Source organism: Caulobacter sp. SLTY (assembly GCF_009905535.1).
Taxonomy (GTDB): domain Bacteria; phylum Pseudomonadota; class Alphaproteobacteria; order Caulobacterales; family Caulobacteraceae; genus Caulobacter.
The window spans coordinates 1-20,347 of record NZ_JAAALA010000039.1; the positions used below are offsets into that span (position 1 = coordinate 1).

Consider the following 20,347-nt stretch of genomic DNA (forward strand, 5'->3'; position numbering starts at 1 on the left):
CCTGGCCCCGGCGGCGCCAGGCGGTCGGCTGACCCCGGTTGGCGGGCGTGAAGCCCAGGCCGCGCAGGATGTCGGCGCCGTCCTTGGCGCTCCAGCCAAGGCCTTCGAACAGGGTGTTGGAGACGACCGTGGCGTTGTTCTGGCGCGGGGCGGCGCGGAGGGCTTCGTCCAGCCGCTCCAGCTGGTCCACCGGCACGGCCAAGCCGCCGACCGCCATCAGCCCGCGAGCCGACAGGGCCTTGGCGTCCACCGGGCCGGGGTGCAGGCGGGTTACCACGCCCGGCGGCGGGGCGGTGGGGTCGCTGCTGAGCGACTGGGCAAAGCCGCGCGCCTCGTCGGACAACAGGCCGGGCAGGTGCAGGCTGAAGGCGCCGATGCGCACGCCAAGGCCTCGAAGCGCCCGCCGCTCAGCCTGGCTCAAGACTCGCATCTCCTCCTCGACCTGACGGCGCGGCAGAACCCCACCATTTTCCAGAAGGCGGTGCGCCAAGCCCCGCGCCAAGCCGCGAAGGCCTCCTTCGCGCATGGCCGCCTCCAGGGCCGCCAGAGGCGAGAGCTTGCGGGCGCGCTCATGGGCCAGCCAAGCCTCCAGCCGGCGCTGAGCCCGCTCGCGGATCGGGGCGGGGCCAAGCTCGCCCAGCAGCCGCACCTTGCCGGCGCCGTCCAGCCGGCCGGCCCCTGCCCCGCGCCACAGCACCAGGCCGTCGGGGCTCAGAGCGAAGCCCTCGTCCTCGTCGGCGGCCAGGGCGCCCAGGCGGCGCGCGACCTCCGGGGCTACGGCCCGCTGGGCGGCGCCGCGCAGGGCCTTGTCTTCAAGGCTGGTGATCCCGCGCGGCTGGTCGAACACCACACCGGTCAGACGCCCAACGAAATGGCCCTCGACGGTCACCTCTCCGTCCTCGGCGACGCCGGCCAGCATCACCTCGCGGTCGCCCAGCTGGCGCATCAGCACACTGGTCCGCCGATCGACGAACCGGGCCATCAGCTTCTCATGCAGGGTGTCGCTCAGCCGTTCCTCGAGCCCCCGCATCGTGCCCTGCCAGAAGGTGGGGTCGTGCAGCCAGTCGGGCCGGTTGGCGACGTAGGACAGGGTGCGCACGGCCGCCAGCCGCTGGGCCAGGGCGTCGATCTCGCCGTCGGTGCGATCCAGGGTGGCGAACTGGCCGGCCATCCAGTCGTCAGGAATGCGACGGCGGCCGGCCGTCAATTCCATGAAGATCCGGCGCAGCAGGCCCAGGTGATCGTCGCTGGCCACCTTTCGGAAGTCCGGCGTCTGGCAGACCTCCCAGAGCTTTTCGAGCTGCGGCCGGGCCCTGGCCCGGTGGGCGACATCCGCATCCTCTGCCAGTCGCTTGAGGGCGGTTTCGTCCAGAGCTTCGCGGGCCAGCCTCAGGCCTTCTCGCTGGGGGCTCTCGGTCAGGGAGCGGATCAGAGCCGGCAGGTTGTCGAAGTCCAGCCGGCTGTTGCGCCATTCGGCCGTGGTGATCGGTTCGAACTGATGGTTCTCGACCCGCTCGATCAAGTCCTCGTCCATGTCCTCGCAGTCGCCGGTGACCCCGAAGGTCCCATCGCGGCGATAGCGGCCGGCGCGGCCGGCGATCTGGCCGATCTCGGTGGCATGCAGCCAGCGGGTGCGCCGGCCGTCGAACTTGCGCAGGCCGGCGAAGGCGACATGGTCGACGTCCATGTTCAGCCCCATGCCAATGGCGTCGGTGGCGACCAGGAAGTCGACCTCGCCCGACTGATAGAGGGCGACCTGGGCGTTGCGGGTGCGGGGGCTGAGGGATCCCATCACCACCGCCGCCCCGCCACGCTGGCGACGGATCAGCTCGGCGATGCCGTAGACCTGGTCGGCGCTGAAGGCGACCACGGCGCTGCGCCGAGGCAGGCGGGTCAGCTTCTTGGGGCCGGCGTAGGTGAGGGCGGAAAAGCGCTCGCGGGTGACGATCTCGGCCTTGGGCAGCAGCCGGCGGATCAGCGGGGCCATGGTCCCGGCGCCCAGCAGCATGGTCTCGTGCTTGCCGCGCGCGTGCAGCAGGCGGTGGGTGAACACATGCCCCCGCTCGGGATCGGCGCAGAGCTGGATCTCGTCCACCGCCATGAACTCGACCTCGCGGCCCAGCGGCATGGCTTCCACCGTGCAGACGAAATAGTTGGCGCGCGGCGGGACGATCTTCTCCTCGCCGGTGATCAAGGCCACTTCGCGCGGACCCTTGAGCGCCACCACGCGGTCGTAGATTTCCCGCGCCAGCAGGCGCAGCGGCAGGCCAATCATACCGCTGGCGTGGCCGCACATCCGCTCGACGGCCAGATGCGTCTTGCCGGTGTTGGTCGGCCCCAGGACGGCCGTAAGCCGGGCCGGCGCCTGGCCGGTCGAGCGGTCACTCATGGGATGAAGGTGGGGTCGTAGGGCGAGTCGGACAAGCGCTTAGGCCCTCCTGGCGACGGCATGCTGTCGCAACTGCCTGGAACCCGCGCTGTTCCCTACTTTCGTGCGTCGAACACCAGCTTGCCGCGGACCACGGTCATCACCGGCATGGCCTTCATGATGTCCGCCTCGTCGGCCGAGAGAATCTCGCGGCTGAAGACGGTGATGTTGGCCGGGCTGCCCGGTTTCAGCAGACCCCAGCCGGCCGGGCGGTGGTCGGCGCGGGCGGGGTTGACGGTGAACAGGTCCAGCGCCTGCAGACGACTCAGCGCCTCCTGGCGGCGCCAGTCGGGGCCGAAGCCGCCCTTGAGGTCCTTGCGCACGGCGGCGGCGTAGAACTCGATGCGCGGATCGCCGACCTCGACCGGGGCGTCGCTGCCGCCGATCACCAGGGCGCCGCTGGCGGTCAGGCTGCGCCAGGCGTAGGCGCCGACCAGCCGGTCGGGGCCCAGGCGGGCCGGGGCGAAATAGAGGTCGCCGATGGCGTGCGAGGGCTGCATCGAGGCCACGACCCCCAGCTTGGCGAAGCGGGGAATGTCGGCGGGATCGACGACCTGGCTGTGCTCGATCCGCCAGTGGACCTGCTTGGCGGCTTCGGGATCGGTCTTCATCACCTCCTCGAACCAGTCGAGGGCCAGGCGATTGCCCTTGTCGCCGATGGCGTGAAGGGCGATGTCGGCCTTCACGGCCAAGGCCTGTTTGAGGATCTTCAAGGTCGCCTCATGCTCGGCGATCTGCAGGCCGGAGCCCGAGGGCTGGTCGCTATAGGGCTTGAGCAGCAGGGCGCCGCGGGAGCCCAGGGCGCCGTCCATATAGAGTTTCACCCCGCGCACCCGCACCAGGCCGGTGGGGTCGGCATAGGGGCCGCGCCGCAGCACCTCGGCCGAGTCCTCCGGAACCATGAAGACGTCGACCGTGATCGGCAGCCGGCCCTCCTTGGCCAGGGCGAACAGCACCTCCACATCCTTGGCCGAGGTGCTCATATTGGCCGCGCCGGTCCAGCCGCGGGCGGCATAGAGCTGCACCGCCTTCTCCAGCACTTCGCGTCGGCGCGCATCGCTCAGTGGCGGCAGTTTGGCCTCGATCAGGCCGGCGGCGGTGTCGATCAGCATGCCGGTGGCCTCGCCGGCGGCGTCACGCTCGATGCGGCCGCCGGATGGGTCACGGGTCTCGCGGGTGATTCCGGCCAGCTTCAGCGCGGCGCTGTTGAGCACCACCGCATGGCCGTCCGCCCGCTCCAGCACCACCGGGCGATCAGCGACCACGGCGTCGAGATCGGCGCGATTGGGGAACCGCTTCTCCGGCCAGTGGGTCTCGATCCATCCCCGGCCGACGATGGGATCGTTCCCCGGATTGGCGTTGGCCCAGCTCTTGAGCGCGGCGGTCAACTCGGCCACCGACTTCACCTGGTCGAGGTTCAGCGTCATTTCCCGCAGCCCGACGCCGGTCAGGTGCACATGGCTGTCGATGAAGCCCGGATAGGCCGACCCGCCATTCAGGTCGATCTGCGGCAGCCCGCGTCCCTGGGCCCGCGCCTCGGTCAGCGAACCGGCGAACACCACCTTGCCATCGCGCACCACCAGCGCCTCGGCCGGCGTGACCTCGACCGCCTCGCCGTCCCGCGCCTCGCCCTGGCCGAAGATCGGCCCGCCGAACATCAGGAAGTCGTCCCCGTCAGGTCCGGAGGCCTGGGCGGCGCAACCGGCGAGGAGCAGGACGCCGACGGCGGCCATGGCTTGGGTCAGCTTGAACAAGGGTGGCCTCCCGGGGCGCGTTCCGACAGGCGCAAACCGGTAGCGGAAAATCGCGCGACAACGAAGAGCTCGATGGGGTGGCCTGTCGGGTTAACGGCCCGGGCCGAACCCGGCGAACGGGCGCGAAACGAATCATGACCGAATCGGCGACTTCGTCCGATTCGGCATTTGTTCACCGCAAGCTATTGTATCTTAACGACGATTAACCACAAGCCTTAGGCGCTACTTCTTGGGCTTCTTCGGTGGCTTCGGCGGGCAGGTCGGTCCCAGGTAGCGGGCGTCAATGGTGCCGGTCGGGGTGATGTTCATCCCGATGATGCTCGTCTTGATCTTAGCGTTCAGGGTGAACCGCTTGGGACTGTAGGTCCCGGACGCGGTCACATAGGCCTTGCGGCCGCGCTTGTCGGTGCAGGTGCCCTGAAAGTTAGCCTTGCCGTTCGCGACGGTCCGAACCGGATAGACGCACTTGTAGTGGCGGTTCGACGGGCCGCTGAAGAACTTCTCGATGTCCTTGGGCTCGACGCACTTCTTCTCGACGCTGGTGCTCGACAGGCCGAAGGAGACCTTGCTGTTGTACTCCCAGTAGCCGGGCAGGATGGTGTCGTTGGCCTGGCTGGAGGCGACGGTCGGTACGGCGAGCAGGGCGACGCAGGCGAGAAGGGCGGCCGGGCGGATCATGGAGTCTCCAGAGAGGGAGGGGGCTTGAAAGGTCCCTCTCCCCTATAATGACGGCGCATGAATGGCGGTTGAACCCGCCTCGCGCCGTGCGGGCGCTCAGCGGAACAGGTTCAGCGCGGCGTATTGCAGAAGCATGATGGTCTTGGCGTCGCGGATTGCGCCGCTCTTCACCATGGCCATCGCCTCCTCGAATGGGACTTCCAGCACGTCGATGTCCTCGCCCTCGCCCTCGTGGCCGCCGCCGGCCGAGACCTTGTCGCCGGGAAGATAGCGGCCGACGAAGAAGTGCAGGATCTCGGTCACCGAGCCGGGGCTCATGAAAGACTCCATCACCTTCTCTACGTCACGGACGCGGTAGCCGGTCTCTTCTTCCACCTCCGAGCGGATACGCTCCTCGGGATCGGCGTCGTCCAGCAGGCCGGCGGGAACCTCGATCAGCAGGTCGTCATACCCATTGGCAAAGGCCGGATAGCGGAACTGCTTGACCAGCAGCACCGTGCGCCGCGCCTCGTCATAGAGCAGGATGGCCGCGCCGTTTCCCCGGTCGTAGCTCTCCCGCACCTGCTTCTGCCAGGTCCCGTCGTTGCGCCGGTAGGAAAACGTCGCCTTGCGCAGGACGTACCAGTTGTCCGACAGGAGCTCGACACTCTCGACCCGCACTCGATCCTTCACACTCACTCAGAGTCTCCTTTTGCCGGGCCGCCGAGGGTTGACGTTTCACCGCCCCTTCCCCTATAGACGCCCCTCTCGTGCGCGGGCCACTCCTCGCGCGCCCACTATTCTATTGCGAAGGTCGCTGAAAATGTCGCGTCGTTGCGAACTCACCGGTGTCGGCCCGATGGTCGGCCACAACGTGAGCCACTCGAACATCAAGACCAAGCGCCGCTTCCTGCCGGCCCTGTCGCCCGCCACCCTGCAGTCGGAAGTGCTGGGCCAGTCGTTCAAGCTGCGGATCACCAACGCCGCGCTGCGCACGCTGGACTTCAAGGGCGGCCTCGACGCCGTGATCGTCAAGGCCAAGGACGAGAACCTCTCGCCTCGCGCCCTGAAGATCAAGCGCCAGATCAAGGCCAAGCTGGCCGAGACCGCCGCGGCCTAAGCCAGTCGGCTCTCAAGGTTTGGAACGGCCCGCGAGGCGACTCGCGGGCCGTTTTGCATTCAGACTAAGCCAGCATCTCCCGCCCCGCCTGCCGCACGTCGGTGCAGCCGGTCAGGGCCATGGCCATCATCATCTCCTGGCGGATGATCGACAGGACATGGGCCACGCCCTGTTCACCCTTGGCGGCGAGCGCATAGGCCCAGGCCCGGCCCAGAAAACAGCCCTTCGCTCCGCTGGCCAGGGCCTTGACCACGTCCAGCCCCGACCGCACCCCGCCGTCCATCAGCACGGTCAGCTCATCGCCCACCGCCTCGGCGATCGGGGGCAGGGCGCGGATGCCGCTGAGCACCCCGTCCAACTGCCGACCGCCATGGTTGGACACGACGATGCCGTCGACTCCGATTCGCGCCGCCTCGAGCGCGTCCTCCGCGTCGAGGATTCCCTTGATGATCAGCGGGCCTTTCCAGTGCTGTCGGACCCAGTCGATGTCCTTCCAGGTCAGGGTCGCATCGAAGTTCCGGGTCACCCAGGGCCAGAACTCCATCACCCCCTTCGCCTCGGGGATGGCGGGGGCGATGTTGCCGAAGGTGTGCGGCCCGCCGTTCAGCATCACGTCGATGAGCCAGTCGGGATGGGTGATTCCGTCCCAGGCCCGCTGCAGGCCGACGAACGGCGTGGTTGCCCCGAACAGGCCTGAGCGGACATCCCGGTACCGGGCGCCCGGCACGGGCAGATCGACGGTGAGGGCCACCACCGGACTGCCCAGCTCGGTCACTCGCTGGAGCAGGGCCTCCATATAGCCCCGGTCCTTGATCACATAGAGCTGGTACCAGGGCGCCGCGCCGCCATCCCGCGTCACCTCGGCCACGTCGCAGATCGACAGGGACGAGAGGCACATCGGCACCCCCGCCGCCTTGGCCGCCCGCATGGCCTGCACCTCGCCCCGGCGAGCGTACATGCCGGCCATGCCGATCGGCGACAGCACCACGGGCATCGACAGGCTCTGGCCGAACAGCTCGGTGGAGAGGGAGATCTGCGAGACGTCCTTCATCACCCGCTGGCGCAGGGCGATGTCCTGGAAGTCGGCGGTGTTCCGCCTGAGCGTCTCCTCGGCGTAGGAGCCGCCGTCGATGTAGTCGAAAAGAACTCCGGGAATGCGTCGCCTGGCCAGTTCGCGATAGTCGGCGACGCAGGCCGGGGTCACTTGGCGCCGGTCCAGTCGAAGACCAGCAGCAGGGTGCGCTGTTTGTCGCTGCCGTTGTCGTCCGACAGCAGAAGCAGGCGCGGCCGTCCCGCAGGGGAAGAGATCAGCGCCACCCCCTCGATATTGTCCCGGGTCAGCGAGCCCTCAAGCCGCATCCGCGCCATCGGCTGGGGGCTGCGGGTCTTCAGAGTCGCCACGCCATAGATGGAGGCCACCACACGCGCGCCCCGCACCGGATCGAAGGCGCGGTGCACGGCCGCTACCGACCCATCTGGAAAGGCGGCCAGCGCCGTAAGGTCGAACTCGATATCCGGCCCGGCCAGAACGGTGAAGGCCTGGCATGCGGTCGAGAGGCGGCATAGCCAAACCTCGCCCTCCTGGGAGCCGGCGAGGTAGGCATCGGGCCCTGCGGCCGGATACTCGGTCAGCCCTTCAAGCCCCTCGTTTTCGGAGAACAGGTTTCCGGGCTTGGGGGCCACGCGCGGTGGTCCGCCGGCGGCCGGATAGAGCCAGATACGGTGGTCGCGCTCGAAGCTGACCAGCCGATCACCATTGGCCAGGATGGCCAGCCCCTCGGCGTCGCCCTGGGCCTTGCCCTGCACCGACTGGCCATCAAGCCCCATCAGCGGCCAGGCCTTGCCGTCGATCAGGCCGGTGAGCCGCTCGGACGCGTCGAAGGCCAGCTTCGCCTCGACCAGGTCGCCGAAATCGCTGACCGCCACCATCCGGCCGTCCGGTGTGACCCGCAGGTCCGACAGGCCGCGCGTTCGGTTGGTGATCGGATCGCTGATGGCGATGCCGCCGGCATAGGTGAAGCCGTCGACCTCGACCCGCGCTGAATTGGCGGCGTCGAGCGGAACCGGGGTGGTGACGATCTGAATCCCCGGCCCGGCAGGCTGCGGCTCGGGCGGCAGGGCCGGCGGCGGCTGGGCGCAGCCGGCGAGAAGGAGGAGGGCGACGGCGAGGGGGCCAAGGCGCCTCACGTCAGCGCCTCCTTCACCGCCGCGAAGGTGGTTGCCTTGGGCGGCGGCGGTTGCATGACCGGCGGCGCCGCCAGCAGGCCGCGCGCCTTCGCTACCCGCTTGGGCTCTTCCTCGAACAGCGAGGCCAACTGTTCGACCAGCACCCCGCCCAGCTGCTCGACATCGACGATGGTCACCGCCCGGCGGTAGTAGCGCGTCACGTCATGGCCGATGCCGATGGCCAGCAGTTCCACGGGACTGCGGGTCTCGATCTCGCTGATTACCTGCCGCAGGTGGCGCTCCAGGTAGTGGCCGCTGTTCACCGACAGGGTCGAATCGTCGACCGGCGCCCCGTCGCTGATCACCATCAGGATCCGCCGCTGCTCCGGCCGGCTCATCATCCGGTGGTGCGCCCACATCAGCGCCTCGCCGTCGATGTTCTCCTTCAGCAACCCCTCACGCATCATCAGGCCGAGGTTGCGCCGCACCCGGCGCCAGGGACTGTCGGCCGACTTGTAGATGATGTGGCGCAGGTCGTTCAGGCGGCCGGGCGAGGGCGGCTTGCCGGCCTTGATCCAGTCGTCGCGCGAGATGCCGCCCTTCCAGGCCCTGGTGGTGAAGCCTAGGATCTCCACCTTCACCGCGCACCGCTCCAGGGTCCGGGCCAGGATGTCGGCGCAGACCGCCGCCACCATGATCGGCCGCCCGCGCATCGAGCCGGAATTGTCGATCAGCAGGGTGACCACCGTGTCGCGGAAGTCGGTGTCCTCTTCCTGCTTGAAGCTCAGCGGCGCGGTCGGGTCGATGATGATCCGCGGCAGTCGCGCCACGTCCAGCATCCCCTCTTCCAGATCGAACGACCAGCTGCGGTTCTGCTGCGCCAGCAGCCGGCGCTGCAGCTTGTTGGCCAGCCGCGAGACCACGCTGGAAAGGCTCGCCAACTGCTGGTCGAGATAGGCCCGCAGCCGGGTCAGTTCCTCGGCATCGCACAGGTCCTCGGCCGGGGTGATCTCGTCGTGGGTGGTGGTGAACACCTTGTAGGAGGGCTCCGGCCGCCCCGAATCCTTCGGGTCCGGCCGGGCGGGCTTGGCGCCGTCGCCCATCTCCGGCGCCTCGTCGGAAAGCTCGGCGTCCTCGTCCTCGACCTCGGTGGCCTGTTCCTCGCCCTCTTCCTGCTCGCGGTCGGTGGTCTCGGTCTCCTGCATGGAGCTGCCTTCGGGGGACTGGCCTTCGCCGTCGCCCTCGTTGTCCTCGTCGGACTGCTGCTGCTCCTGCTCGCCCTCTTCGTCTTCCTCGCCGTCGGTGGGATCGGCGCCCTCGTCGCCCATATCAAGGTCGCGCAGGATGGCGCGGGTCACCTTGGCGAAGGCGGCCTGGTCGTCGATGCTGTCTAGTAGCCGGTCGAGGTCGCCGCCGGCCTTGGCCTCGATCTCCTCGCGGAACATGTCGACCATCTTGGCTGCGCCGTCCGGCGGCCGCTGTCCGGTCAGCCGTTCGCGCACCATCAGCGAAACCACATCGGCCATCGGGGCATTGGCGCGGTCCTGGATGCGGCCCAGGCCCTTGCGCTCGATGGTCTGCTCCAGCACCGCCGTCAGGTTGGCCCGCACGCCGCCCAGCGCATTGGAGCCGATGGCTTCGATCCGCGCCGTCTCCACCGCCTCGAAGATCGCCTGGCCCTGGGGCGAAACCGGCCGGCCGCGCGCGTGGGCGGTGGCGTCATGGTGCGCCAGCCGCAGCGCCATGCCGTCTGCCAGGCCCCGGATCCGCGAGGCCTCGGCGCTCGACAGGTCTCGCGGCGGGTGGGGCAGCACGGCCCGGTTGCCCGACAGTTGCGGCCCGTCGCCGGAAAACACCACCTCCAAGTCGGGCATCTCGGCCAGCGACCGCGCGGCATGCGCCAGCGCGCGCTTGAAGGGTTCGGTGGGGCTTTCGGGCTTTCCGCTCATCGGGTCCTGTTTAAACACCCGTATGGGACCGAGGGAAGGCGGACGGTGTGCATTTACCGTGCTTCCTTGCGCGGTCTTAACCGGGCCGCGATAGGGAAGGGCGCATGAACGCGCTCTCTATCGCCACCTCCGGCCTCGCCGCCGCCACGGCCCGCCTCGACGCCACCGCCCAGCGCACGGCGCGATGGGGCCAGGACCCGGCGGTCGATCTGGCCAAGGAGGCGGTCCAACAGATCACCGCCAAAGCCGAGTTCAAGGCCAACGCGGCGGTGATCCGCACCGCCGATGAGATGATGGGCGAGCTGCTGGATATCCTTGCCTGATTACTTCTTCCACGCCTTCCCCTGGGCGTGGACGATGCCGACCAGATCACCCATGGCCACGTTCATATCGATCAGGTGCAGGCCCCAGTTGGCATCGGGTTTGCCCATGACGACCACATCGCCGGGGATGGTGTCGGTGCGCGCATCGGCCGGATCGGCGTTGGTGGTCACCTTCAGATAGCTGAACTCGCCGGCCCGGACGCATTCGGTGGTCAACAGGCCGGGCGTGCTCACATACGGCGTGGTGGTCTCCAGCCCTGTCGCCCAGGCCATCGGCGCCGAGCCCGCCGTCAGCGGCCGGTTCCAGAAATAGGGATCGGCCGTCCCCGCCCCGCCACCCAGCGCAGCCGGGTTGACGCAGGCGGCATGCAGGCCGGCGCCCTCGACCTTGCCAAAGCGGCTGGACGGCGGCGGCGGAACCTCGGCGCGGAAGCTGACATAGGCGACCAGACAGCCCACCTGGCCCTTGGCCGAACAGCTGGGGATGGAGCCGAACATGCCTTTCTCGTCGACCGGCACATTGGTCCCGATCGGCATCACCCCGACGATCAGCTTCTGGGCCGGCTTGCCGTCGATCTCCCGCTTGACCAGCTCGGCGATCACCCCGGCGCCCTGGCTATGGCCGATCAGCACCACGCCCCGGCCCTTGTTCTCGTGCTTGAGATAGTACTCCCAGGCGTCCTTGACGTCGTTGTAGGCCAGCATCCGGTCGGCGCCGGGGTTTTGGCCCAGCATGTACTGGCGCAAGGCGTTCAGGGTCACTTGCCGGTACATCGGCGCGAACGGCCGGCACACATGCTTGAAGCGGGCAAACTGCACCGCCACCACCCGCCGCTCGGCCTCGTCGATGGTCATGTCGCTGTTGGGCGTCGGATCGGTGGAGACGGTCGGATAGACGTAGAAGCAGTCGATGGGCGCCGGCGCGGGCGTGGCCTCCAGCTTGACGGCGTTGCTCTTGCCGTCCGGCATGACCACCGTGGTCGACAGATCGACGCCGCAGGCATCGTCCGCGCGGCCGGGCAGGCACAGCCAGGATTCAGGCTTGGAATATTCGTTGGCGGTGGGCTGCGCCGCCGCCGGCGCCGCGAAGGCCAGGACCGCGAGGGCCGCCAGCGTGGATATCTCGACCTTCATGAAAACGCTCCCGCCATACCGATTGTTCTGATTGGCGGGCAGAATGCCGGGGAGTCGGGGGCCGGTCCAGCCTTGGTCTCAACTCTCCGCCCTCTGGACGGAGCGCTAAAACGCCATCGCCGCGGACTGCTTATCCAGCCACCACAGCAGCGCGAACGTCCCGCCCCCCAGCGCCAGCCCGACCAGCATGCGCCAGAGCGGCGCCAAGGTCACTGCCGCGCCTTCCGCCGCCGCGCCCTTGCCGGTGATCATCGGCCCGACCAGGTTCTTCCGCCGCGCCGCGTAATAGCCGATGGCCAGCAGGTGCAGCACGATCAGCCCGAGCAGGACGTTGAACAGCGTCTCATGCCATTCGGCGATGGCCAGGCCGGTGTCGTAATCGACATACTTGGTAAGCGGCCCGCCCTCGAAGTCGTCGTTGATGGCGAACAGGCCCAGGGTTACCTGGGCGACCAGCACCGCCAGCATGGCCACGACACTCCAGCCGCCCAGCGGATTGTGTCCCGGCGCACCGGCCGCCCCGCCCTTCAGGTAGGCCATGATCCCGGCCGGCCCTTTCAGGAACCCGCCGAACCGCGCCGTCGAACTGCCCGCCACGCCCCACCACAGCCGAAACACCAGCAGCCCGGCGATGGCGAAGCCGCTGAGCTTGTGCCAGTCCAGCATCCCCTCTTCGGCCGTCCACCAGGAGACGGCGACCAGCGCCGCCAGCAGCCAGTGGAACAGCCGCGTCGGCAGATCCCAGATCAGAGTCGGCATGCCGCCGCTCCTACTTGGCCTGGTACTTGTCGTGGCAGCCCTTGCAGGTCCCGCGCGTGGCCACGAACGCGGCCTGGACCTTGGCCGCGTCGCCGGTCTGGGCGGCGGCGTTCAGCTTGGCGGCCTCGGTCTTGAAGGCGTCGCCGGCCGCCTTGAAGCCGGCGGGATCGGTCCAGACCGCGGCCAGAGCCTTGGTCTTCTCACCGCTCGACGGCCCGCTGCCGGCCGGGAACCAGCTGGGAAGCTGGCCCGACAGGCGTTGGATGTTGGCCGCGTATTCCTTGAGCTTGGCTGGGTTCTTGTCACCGCTGAGGGTGTCGTACAGCCCCTTCATGTTGCCGCCGATCTGCTTCATCCCGGCCTGGCGGGCCTTGATATCGGAGGCGGCGTCCCAGGCGAGGGCGGACCCGGCGGCGAGGGCGACAACGAGACCGGCGACTAAGGCGCGTTTCATGGGAGGCTCCGACTAGGCTTGTCGGAGAGACTATCCATGAACCCCGGTCGCCGAAAGGGGGCGCCCGCTGAGCACTCCGGTGCGGATCAGGGGCAGAAGATATCCGGCCAGCAGAACGACATTCGGCGCCACGTTGAGCCCGAAACCGGTCGCGACCGACAGGCTGCTGTCCACCACGAACCAGACCAGGACGCCGGCGGTGGTCAGCCGCCAGACCGGCGCTCCCGCATCGCCCAGCATGATCGCCGCCCGGAAGGCGGCGGCGAAGGTCAAGGCCCATCCGATCGAGACCGGACCCATCACCGCCAGGGCAAACCGCAGGGGCGGCGTCATTTCCGCCGGGGCCCCGCCCAGGACGCCCAGGAGCCATCGCATGAGCCCGTCGGTGGCCGGGAAGGCCCCCGTGGTCAGCACCACGCCGAACAACGCCACGCCGCCGCACCAGGCCATCAGCCAGTTTTTCCAGAAGGTCGACATCACCTGCTCCTCTTGCCAACGAGATATGTAGCAGTCGCTACATATCATCGACCCGTAGCGTGCGCTACAGGGAATTCATGAGTGTTCGGGAACAGCGTCGCGAGGCGGCGATCGAGCGGATGGCTGATCATCTGCTGGCTGAGGGGCTGGCCGGCGCCAGCCTGCGCCCGCTGGCGGCGGCGGCGGGGTCCAGCGACCGCATGCTGCTCTACTATTTCACCGACAAGGACGATGTCCTGGCCGCCACCCTCGGCCGCGTCGCCGCGCGGCTGACGGCCATGCTCGACGCCGCCCTCGAACCAGGAGCGAAGCTGCCTGCCGACGCCTTGCTGGGCGCGGTCTGGTCGGCGATGTCGTCGGAGACGCTGGCGCCGTTCATGCGGGTCTGGCTGGAGGTGGTCGCCGGCGCCGCGCGCGGCCAGGAACCGCACCGGGCCATCGCCTCGGGCATCCTCGGCGGCTTCGCAGACTGGATCGACGGCCATATCGATGCGACCGACGCCCAGCGACCCGGCCAGGCCGCCCTCCTGCTAGCCACGGTCGATGGCGCGCTCCTGCTGGACGCGGCAGGCCGGCGCGATCTCGCCGACGCGGCTATTGCCGCCGCCTGCGCCGCCAGGCCTTGACCCGGTCCCAGGGGTCGGCCTCAAGTCCTGGGGTCGCGTCAGCCGCAGGAGGTTCAGTCGTGACCGCAACGATCCGCCACTTCAGTCCCGCCGAGGCCGCTCGTCGCCTCGGAGTCTCCCCAAAGGCCCTGCGTCTCTACGAAGCGCGCGGCCTGGTCACGCCGTTGCGCACCCAGGCCGGCTGGCGAACCTACGGCCCGGACCAGATGGCCCGCGCCGGCGAGATCGTCGCCTTGCGGGCCATGGGCTTCAGCCTAGCCCAGGTGGCCGGCATTCTGCGCGGCGAGGCCGTCGACCTCATGCCGGTCCTCGCCGCGCACCAGGCCGCCCTCGAGGCTCGCCGCCGCGATCTCTCCGGCCAGCTGGACCGCGTTCGCGATCTGCGGGTCCGGATGGCGAACGGTGAAGTCCCCAGCCTTGCCGACCTCACCCGCCTGGCCGTCCCGCCTCCGCCGGTCGTCGCCTTCGACCTGCCCTGGCCCTGGGGCGGCGAGCGCTTCGAACTGCCCGCCCTCAGAGCCCTGACCTGGCTCGTCGGTCCGCTCGGCAGCGGCAAGACCCGCCTGGCTCTGCGCCTTGCCGAGGAACTTCCAGGCGCTGTCTTCCTGCCGCTCGATCGATCCGTCGGCGCCCTTGAAGCCGAGTTGGCGGCGCCGAGCGACAACCCCCTGGTCGTCGATCTTGTCGAACAGGGCCTTGACCGGGCGGCTCAGCAAGACCTCGCAGCCGGCCTTCGTCGGCGCGGGCCCGGCGCACGGCCGCTGATCCTGATGACCCGCTCCAGCCTCCTGCTGGACGCCGCTGTTGCAGGGCAGGATGAAGCCATCCTCTTCTGCCCCGCTAATCACCACCCGCCGATGTTCGTAACCCCCGGCGCCCTGGGCTATGAAGCCATGACCAGCTGCCTGGCCTCTCCCGAGGTGAGGGCGCGTACGGAGGGAATGCGGGCCGTCCTGGCCGCCTGACGCCTACTCCGCCGCCAGCGCCTCGGCCTGCTGCAGGTCCACGCTGACCAGCTGCGAGATTCCTCGCTCGGGCATGGTCACGCCGAACAGGCGGTCCATCCGGCTCATGGTCACCGCGTTGTGGGTGATAGCGATGAAGCGGGTCTGGGTGCGCTGGCGCATCTCGTTGAGCATGTTGCAATAGCGGTCGACGTTGGCGTCATCCAGCGGGGCGTCGACCTCGTCCAGCACGCAGATCGGCGCCGGGTTGGCCAGGAAGACGCCGAAGATCAGCGCGCTGGCGGTCAGCGCCTGCTCGCCGCCGCTCATCAGGCTCATGGTCGATAGCCGCTTGCCGGGCGGGCAGGCGTAGATTTCCAGGCCCGCCTCCAAGGGATCGTCACTCTCGATCAGCCGCAGCTCCGCCTCGCCGCCGCCGAACAGGGCCTGGAAGAGGGTCTGGAAGTGGCCGTTGATGATCTCGAACGCGGCCAGAAGCCGGGTACGGCCCTCGGCGTTCAGCTCCTCGATCCCGGCCCGCAACTTGGCGATGGCGCCGGTTAAATCGGCGCGCTCGGTCTTCATGGTCTGCAGCCGGCCCGACTGCTCGCCGGCCTCTTCCTCGGCCCGCAGATTGACCGCCCCGATGGCCTCGCGCTCGCGCTCCAGGGAGAACAGGTGGGCCTCGATGCCCTCGGCGTCCTTGGGGACGGCGACGGCCTCTTCTGCGATCCGCCGGCCCAGTTCCTCGGGCTCCATCTTGGCGGCTTCGCGGATGTTGCCGGCGATCTCGCCGAAGCGGTCGCGGGCGGCGTCCAGGCGCGCGGTCAGGGTGGCGCGGGCCTCGCGGGCTTCCGCGGCGGCCGCCTCGGCGGCGCGCAGGGCCCGTTCGGCGGCGGCGCGGTCAGTCTCGGCCTGGTCCAGGGCGTCGCCGGCCTTGTCGCGGCGGGCCTCGGCCACGCCGAACTCGTCCATCAGCCTGGCGCGGCGTTCCTCGATCAGGTCCGGGGCGTCCTTCGCCTGGGCCATCAGCGCGTGAGCCTTTGCCCGGTCCTGCTCCAGGGCCTCGATCCGCTTGGCCGCGGCGCTCGACCGGCGGCTCCAGTCGTCGCGGTCGCGGCTCAGGCCTTCCAGCCGGCGCGTGCGGCCATCCCGCTCGCGGCGCTCGGCGTCCAGGGCTGAGCGCGCCTCGGCCGCTGCCTCGCGAGCCGCAGCGGCGGCCCGGCGGGCTTCGTCCAGCATCGGCGACAGGCTGTCGCCCCCGTCTCCGTCGATCCCGGCCTCCGCGGCCTCGAATCCGGCCTGCGCCTCGACCCGCTCTGCTTCGAACCGGCCGATGGTCTCGTCCAGCGACTGGGCGCGCGCGTCGCGTCGGGCCGCCTCCCGGTCCAGCCGCTCGACGGTGTCCCGCGTCGCAGCGAGGGTTCGCTCGATCTCGCGCGGCGTGGCCCGCACCGTGGCCAGATGCGCCTCGGTTGCCTTGAAGCCGGCCTGCGTCTCTTTGGCCTTGACCACCGCCGCCTCATGCAGCGGGGTGATCTTCTCGATCTCGGCCTCGGCCTCGGCCAGCCGGTTGCGCTGCTCCAGCCGGATCGCCGCCGGCTTGGGCGCCTCGGCCCGTGCGACAAAGCCGTCCCAGCGCCAGAGGTCGCCCTCCTTGCTGACCAGCCGGCAGCCCGGCTCCAGCAACGCCTGCAGCTTCGCCCCATCGGCCCCCGCCACCAGCGCCGTGAACGCCAGCCGCGCGGCCAGTTCCTTCGGCGCCTCGACCAGCGGCGCGAGGGGCTCGGCGCCCGCCGGCCAGCTCGGCGCTTTCAGCTCGCGCCCGGCCCAATAGGCCGCCGCCCGCGCATCCAGCGCCGCTTCCAAGTCATCGCCCAGCGCCGCGGCCAACGCCGCCTCATAGCCCTTGCCCGGCCTCACGGAGTCCAGCGCCGGAGCATACGAACTCGTGGCCGGCCGCGCCGACAGTTGCGCCAGCCCCCGCGCCTCTGTCTTCAGCCGCCCCAGCTGGTCTTCCAGCTTGCGCATCTCATCGCGCGCCGCCTGCTCGGCCCGCGCCGCGTCGCCGCGCGCGTTCTCCGCCGCTTCGACCGCCGCCCGCGCTTCGCTGAGCTGAGCTTCCGCCTCCGCCAGCTTGGCCTTGGCCGCCTGCACTTCCGGATCGTTTGCCGGCCCGATCGCGGCCCGTTCCGACCTCGCCTGCTCCAGCGCCCGCACCGTGCGGTTCAGTCGGCTACGGGCGTCGTCCAGCCGGGCCTCCGCCGCCCGTCGCCGGGCCTCGTCGGCGGCCACGGATGCTGCCAGCCGCTCGACCTCGCCGTCGGCCTTGGCCCGCGCCTCCTCGGCAGACCGGGCCGCCGCTTCCAATTCCGGCATCCGCGATGGCGCCGCCGCGATCTCCGCCTCGACCGCCGCGATATCCGCGACCAGCCGCTCCAGGGCCGCCCCGGCGTCCTCGACGATATGGGCCTCGCGGGCGTTGTCGGCGTCGATCCGGGCGATCTCGGCGGTCAGCCGCGCCACCTCCGCCTGCGCTCCCTCGGCCTCCCGCTCGACCCGGTCCCGCTCGATGGCCAGCCGGCCCAGGATGGCGGCGGCCACCGTCGCCTCCTCGCGCAGCGGCTTGATCGCTTCGTCGGCGGCAATGGCCGCGGTGCTGGCGGCGGCGGCGTCCCGCGCAGTTTCCTCGACCCGCGCCCCGGCGGTCTGGGTCTCCGATTCGACCCGCTGCAGGGTGTCCCGCGCCTCGCTCCAGCGGCTGAACAGCACCGCCGACTGCAGGGCCCGGATCTCGGCCGACAGCCGCTTGTACTTCTCCGCCGCCCGCGCCTCGCGCTTCAGCCGGCCCAGCGTCGATTCCAGCTCGCGGATGATGTCGTCCAGCCGGTTGAGGTTGGTCTCCGCCGCCCGCAGACGCAGCTCCGCCTCATGCCGCCGGGTGTGCAGGCCGGAAACCCCGCCGGCCTCTTCCAGGATGCGCCGCCGGTTCTGCGGCTTGGCTGCGATCAGCTCGCTGATCTGGCCCTGGCGGACCAGCGCCGGACTGTTGGCCCCGGTCGAGGCGTCGGCGAACAGCAGCTGCACGTCCCGCGCCCGCACCTCGCGGCCGTTGATGCGGTAGGTCGAGCCCTCGCCCCGGTCAATGCGGCGGACCACCTCGATCACCGGATGCTGGTTGAAGGCCGCCGGCGCCGTCAGGTCGCTGTTGTCGATGGTCAGGGCGACTTCGGCATGGCTGCGCTGGGGCCGGGCGCCGGCCCCGTTGAAGATGACGTCGTCCATGCCGCCGGCCCGCATGGCCTTGGCGGAATTGGCCCCCATCACCCAGCGCAGGGCCTCCAGCAGGTTGGACTTGCCACAGCCGTTGGGTCCGACCACACCCGTGAGTCCAGGCTCGATCCGAAACTCTGTCGGCTCGACGAAGGACTTGAAGCCCGTAAGGCGGAGCTTCTGGAACTGCACGGTCGGATCCTTCGGGCCTCCTTACTTCGAGGCTTCGGCGTAGGCCTTGTCGATGTCCTCGATCGGCAGGGAGGTCTCGAACTTCTGGTCACCGATCCAGAAGGTCGGGGTGTACTGCACCTCCTTGGCCTGCGGATTCTTCAGCCGAGCGTCCAGCGCCACCAGCGCCTTCTCATCGGTGATGCATTTCTTGACCTGGGCTTCCGTCAGCCCCGCCTCGACGCCGACTCGCAGCAGAACCGGCAGCGGGCTGCTGGTCAGGGCTTCTTCCTGGGCGTGGAACAGGGCGTCGATGACCGCGAAATACTTGTCCTTGCCGACGCAGCGGCCCAGCAGGTCGGCGGCGGCGGTGTAGCTGTCGTTGGCGCCCAGCTTGAACGGGCGGAAGGTGTACTGGATCTTGCCCGTGTCGATGTACTTCTTCTTGAACTCGGGGAAGACGGTCTTATTCCAGTTGGCGCAGTGGACGCAGCTCAGCGAGCCGTACTCGACCATCTTCACCTTGGCGGTGGGGGAGCCGAGCGTCATGTCGCCCTCGGCCGGGGCGGCGGTCTTGCCACCGCAGGCGGCCAGCGCCAGCGCGGAAATGGCCAGGGTGGCGCCGATCACGGCGCGGCGATTGAACAGGCCCATGGGTAGAGGCTCCCCGAAAAGCAGGATGGATCAGTAGAACGCGATTCTGACCACCGTACGAAGGCGGCATTTGGATGGCGGGATGGGGTCTGCGGCCGCGTGAGTCAACGGTTCCGCAGCACCTCGCGGCCGAGACGCAACAGCGCAGCCTTCAAAGGCCCATCCTCTGCCTCCGCCAGCCCCTCGGCCAGCTCGGCCTCAGTGGCCGCGTCGAGCGGCCCTTTCCGGCGGGTCCGCACCTGAGGCCGGGCGGCGACGGGCGCCTTGATCGGCCCCTGGACGATACGCAGCTTGGTCAGCGTCTGATCGCCCAGCATCATCGACACCCGCGAAAGGATTTCCGGCGCCTGGTGCTGCACGATGGCAGCCGCCGGCCCGGCCACCCGGATTTCCAGGGTCGAGGCCATCCCGGCCCGACCCTTGACCACCCGCACCGGCTCGGTGTGCCGCGCCAGGGTCTCCCCGACGATCTCGCGCCAGCGGGCGGCGAGGCCGGCGCTGCCCTTCCCGAACCGCTCGTCCAGCTGTTTGATCAGCGGAGCCAGCGACCGCCCCGCCGGCGGAGGCGGACGCCGCATCGGCTTGGTCCGGTGGCGGCCCAGGATTTGGGCGGCCTCCTCAGCGGTGGGCAGGCGGCGGGGCATGGCGCCATCCTACCGCCGGCCGACGATGAAGGGGAGGGCTACTGCGGCGGCGTTTCGCCCGTCGGCTTGCCCTGCATGAACTCCGCCTCGATGATCACCTCGACCTCATCGCTGACCCCCATCTTGCTGCCAGGCGCCGGGATGCCGTAGCTGATCCCGAAGTCCGACCGCTTGAAGCGGGTCGTGGCCGAGAAGCCGACCCGAGCGCCGTCCATGGCATTGGGCTTGTAGCCGTCGTTGAACGTGACCTTCAGGACCACCGGCTTGGTCACACCCTTCAAGGTGAAGTCGCCGGTGACGTCCGCCGTGGCGCCTCCGGTCCGGACCACCTTGGTCGATTTGAAGGTGATCTTCGGATGGGCGCCGGCATCCAGCCAATCCGGACCGGTCAGTTCCTTGTCGAAGGCGAGGGCCGGGCTGGTCTTGCTGTCCAGCGATGCGACATCGATCTCCGCCGTAACGGAGGAGGCCTCCGGATTTTTCGGGTCCAGCACTAGGCTGGCGTCAAATTTTCGAAACTGAGCGGTCCACTTCGACATCCCAACATGGTCCACGCGAAACAGGACGGACGCGTGCTCCGGGTCGATGCGATAGGTCCCGGGCAGCAGGTCGGGCGCGGGAGCCGCCGGCGCGGGCTTCGGCGCCTTCGTCTTCGCCCCTTCCGCCGGCTGGCAGGCGGCAAGCAGGATCAGCAGGGGCAGGGCGGTCAGGGTGCGGCGCATGGCTAGGCTTCCTCGGGGCTTTATCCGGTCTTCGCCACAGAGGACGCCCTTGCCAAGCCGGTTCCGACACTCGCCCTCGAAATATCGTCGCG

At 69.5% G+C, this 20,347-nt stretch carries 19 protein-coding genes; 4 read left to right on the forward strand and 15 right to left on the reverse strand.

Annotated features, from left to right (window positions below):
- The 4 genes from GVN21_RS17970 to GVN21_RS17985 form a co-directional block, all read right to left on the reverse strand.
- A partial coding sequence (locus GVN21_RS17970; RefSeq protein WP_166576117.1) for a helicase-related protein occupies window positions 1-2,389 on the reverse strand: 2,389 nt, incomplete at its 3' end.
- Between the two features lie 95 nt (window positions 2,390-2,484).
- The gene (locus GVN21_RS17975; RefSeq protein ID WP_166576118.1) at window positions 2,485-4,182 is read right to left on the reverse strand and encodes an amidohydrolase; all 1,698 of its coding nucleotides are present in this window, start codon (window positions 4,180-4,182) and stop codon (window positions 2,485-2,487) included.
- 222 nt (window positions 4,183-4,404) lie between these two features.
- Window positions 4,405-4,860, reverse strand: a complete 456-nt coding sequence (locus tag GVN21_RS17980; protein ID WP_166576119.1) for a DUF3617 family protein — start codon at window positions 4,858-4,860, stop codon at window positions 4,405-4,407.
- A 96-nt stretch (window positions 4,861-4,956) separates the two neighbouring features.
- On the reverse strand, window positions 4,957-5,538 hold the full coding sequence (locus GVN21_RS17985; RefSeq protein ID WP_166576120.1) for an NUDIX domain-containing protein: 582 nt from the start codon (window positions 5,536-5,538) through the stop codon (window positions 4,957-4,959).
- Between the two features lie 124 nt (window positions 5,539-5,662).
- Here GVN21_RS17985 and rpmB point away from each other — a divergent pair, with 124 nt between their 5' ends.
- Complete coding sequence (gene rpmB / locus GVN21_RS17990) at window positions 5,663-5,959, forward strand: 50S ribosomal protein L28 (protein WP_166576121.1); 297 nt, start codon at window positions 5,663-5,665, stop codon at window positions 5,957-5,959.
- Between the two features lie 64 nt (window positions 5,960-6,023).
- Here the strand turns inward: rpmB and GVN21_RS17995 are convergent, their stop codons facing one another.
- The 3 genes from GVN21_RS17995 to cobT are packed head-to-tail and all read right to left on the reverse strand — an operon-like array spanning window position 6,024 to window position 10,074.
- On the reverse strand, window positions 6,024-7,163 hold the full coding sequence (locus tag GVN21_RS17995) for an L-lactate dehydrogenase (RefSeq protein WP_166576122.1): 1,140 nt from the start codon (window positions 7,161-7,163) through the stop codon (window positions 6,024-6,026).
- The gene (locus GVN21_RS18000) at window positions 7,160-8,146 is read right to left on the reverse strand and encodes an esterase-like activity of phytase family protein (RefSeq protein WP_166576123.1); all 987 of its coding nucleotides are present in this window, start codon (window positions 8,144-8,146) and stop codon (window positions 7,160-7,162) included. Before GVN21_RS18000 ends, GVN21_RS17995 begins: the two co-directional genes overlap by 4 nt.
- Window positions 8,143-10,074, reverse strand: coding sequence for a cobaltochelatase subunit CobT (gene cobT / locus GVN21_RS18005; protein ID WP_166576124.1), 1,932 nt, complete (start codon window positions 10,072-10,074; stop codon window positions 8,143-8,145). Before cobT ends, GVN21_RS18000 begins: the two co-directional genes overlap by 4 nt.
- A 104-nt stretch (window positions 10,075-10,178) precedes the next feature.
- On the opposite strand from cobT, the gene GVN21_RS18010 reads away from it, so the two are divergent.
- The gene (locus tag GVN21_RS18010) at window positions 10,179-10,397 is read left to right on the forward strand and encodes a flagellar basal body rod C-terminal domain-containing protein (RefSeq protein ID WP_166576125.1); all 219 of its coding nucleotides are present in this window, start codon (window positions 10,179-10,181) and stop codon (window positions 10,395-10,397) included.
- On the opposite strand, the gene GVN21_RS18015 is transcribed toward GVN21_RS18010, so the two are convergent.
- The 4 genes from GVN21_RS18015 to GVN21_RS18030 form a co-directional block, all read right to left on the reverse strand.
- Complete coding sequence (locus GVN21_RS18015; RefSeq protein ID WP_166576126.1) at window positions 10,398-11,531, reverse strand: DUF3089 domain-containing protein; 1,134 nt, start codon at window positions 11,529-11,531, stop codon at window positions 10,398-10,400.
- 105 nt (window positions 11,532-11,636) lie between these two features.
- Window positions 11,637-12,290: a cytochrome b/b6 domain-containing protein gene (locus tag GVN21_RS18020; RefSeq protein WP_166576127.1), complete on the reverse strand. Its 654-nt coding sequence runs from the start codon at window positions 12,288-12,290 to the stop codon at window positions 11,637-11,639.
- 10 nt (window positions 12,291-12,300) lie between these two features.
- Window positions 12,301-12,744, reverse strand: coding sequence for a cytochrome c (locus tag GVN21_RS18025; RefSeq protein ID WP_166576128.1), 444 nt, complete (start codon window positions 12,742-12,744; stop codon window positions 12,301-12,303).
- Window positions 12,745-12,774: 30 nt separating this feature from the next.
- A complete protein-coding gene (locus GVN21_RS18030; RefSeq protein ID WP_166576129.1) occupies window positions 12,775-13,221 on the reverse strand; it encodes a hypothetical protein in 447 nt (148 codons plus the stop codon).
- Window positions 13,222-13,298: 77 nt separating this feature from the next.
- Between GVN21_RS18030 and GVN21_RS18035 the strand changes: the two genes are divergently transcribed.
- Together GVN21_RS18035 and GVN21_RS18040 are read left to right on the forward strand one after the other, a co-directional pair.
- Complete coding sequence (locus GVN21_RS18035; protein ID WP_166576130.1) at window positions 13,299-13,847, forward strand: TetR/AcrR family transcriptional regulator; 549 nt, start codon at window positions 13,299-13,301, stop codon at window positions 13,845-13,847.
- A gap of 59 nt (window positions 13,848-13,906) precedes the next feature.
- Window positions 13,907-14,812: a MerR family transcriptional regulator gene (locus GVN21_RS18040; RefSeq protein WP_166576131.1), complete on the forward strand. Its 906-nt coding sequence runs from the start codon at window positions 13,907-13,909 to the stop codon at window positions 14,810-14,812.
- Between the two features lie 3 nt (window positions 14,813-14,815).
- On the opposite strand, the gene smc is transcribed toward GVN21_RS18040, so the two are convergent.
- From smc to GVN21_RS18060, 4 genes are all read right to left on the reverse strand, one after another.
- Window positions 14,816-18,256, reverse strand: coding sequence for a chromosome segregation protein SMC (smc, locus tag GVN21_RS18045; RefSeq protein WP_166576132.1), 3,441 nt, complete (start codon window positions 18,254-18,256; stop codon window positions 14,816-14,818).
- A 21-nt stretch (window positions 18,257-18,277) separates the two neighbouring features.
- Complete coding sequence (locus GVN21_RS18050; RefSeq protein WP_166576133.1) at window positions 18,278-18,889, reverse strand: DsbA family protein; 612 nt, start codon at window positions 18,887-18,889, stop codon at window positions 18,278-18,280.
- A 104-nt stretch (window positions 18,890-18,993) separates the two neighbouring features.
- Window positions 18,994-19,533 (reverse strand): DciA family protein, encoded by a 540-nt coding sequence (locus tag GVN21_RS18055; RefSeq protein ID WP_166576134.1) that lies wholly within the window; start codon window positions 19,531-19,533, stop codon window positions 18,994-18,996.
- 38 nt (window positions 19,534-19,571) lie between these two features.
- On the reverse strand, window positions 19,572-20,255 hold the full coding sequence (locus GVN21_RS18060) for a YceI family protein (protein ID WP_166576135.1): 684 nt from the start codon (window positions 20,253-20,255) through the stop codon (window positions 19,572-19,574).
- Window positions 20,256-20,347 lie beyond the last annotated feature (92 nt).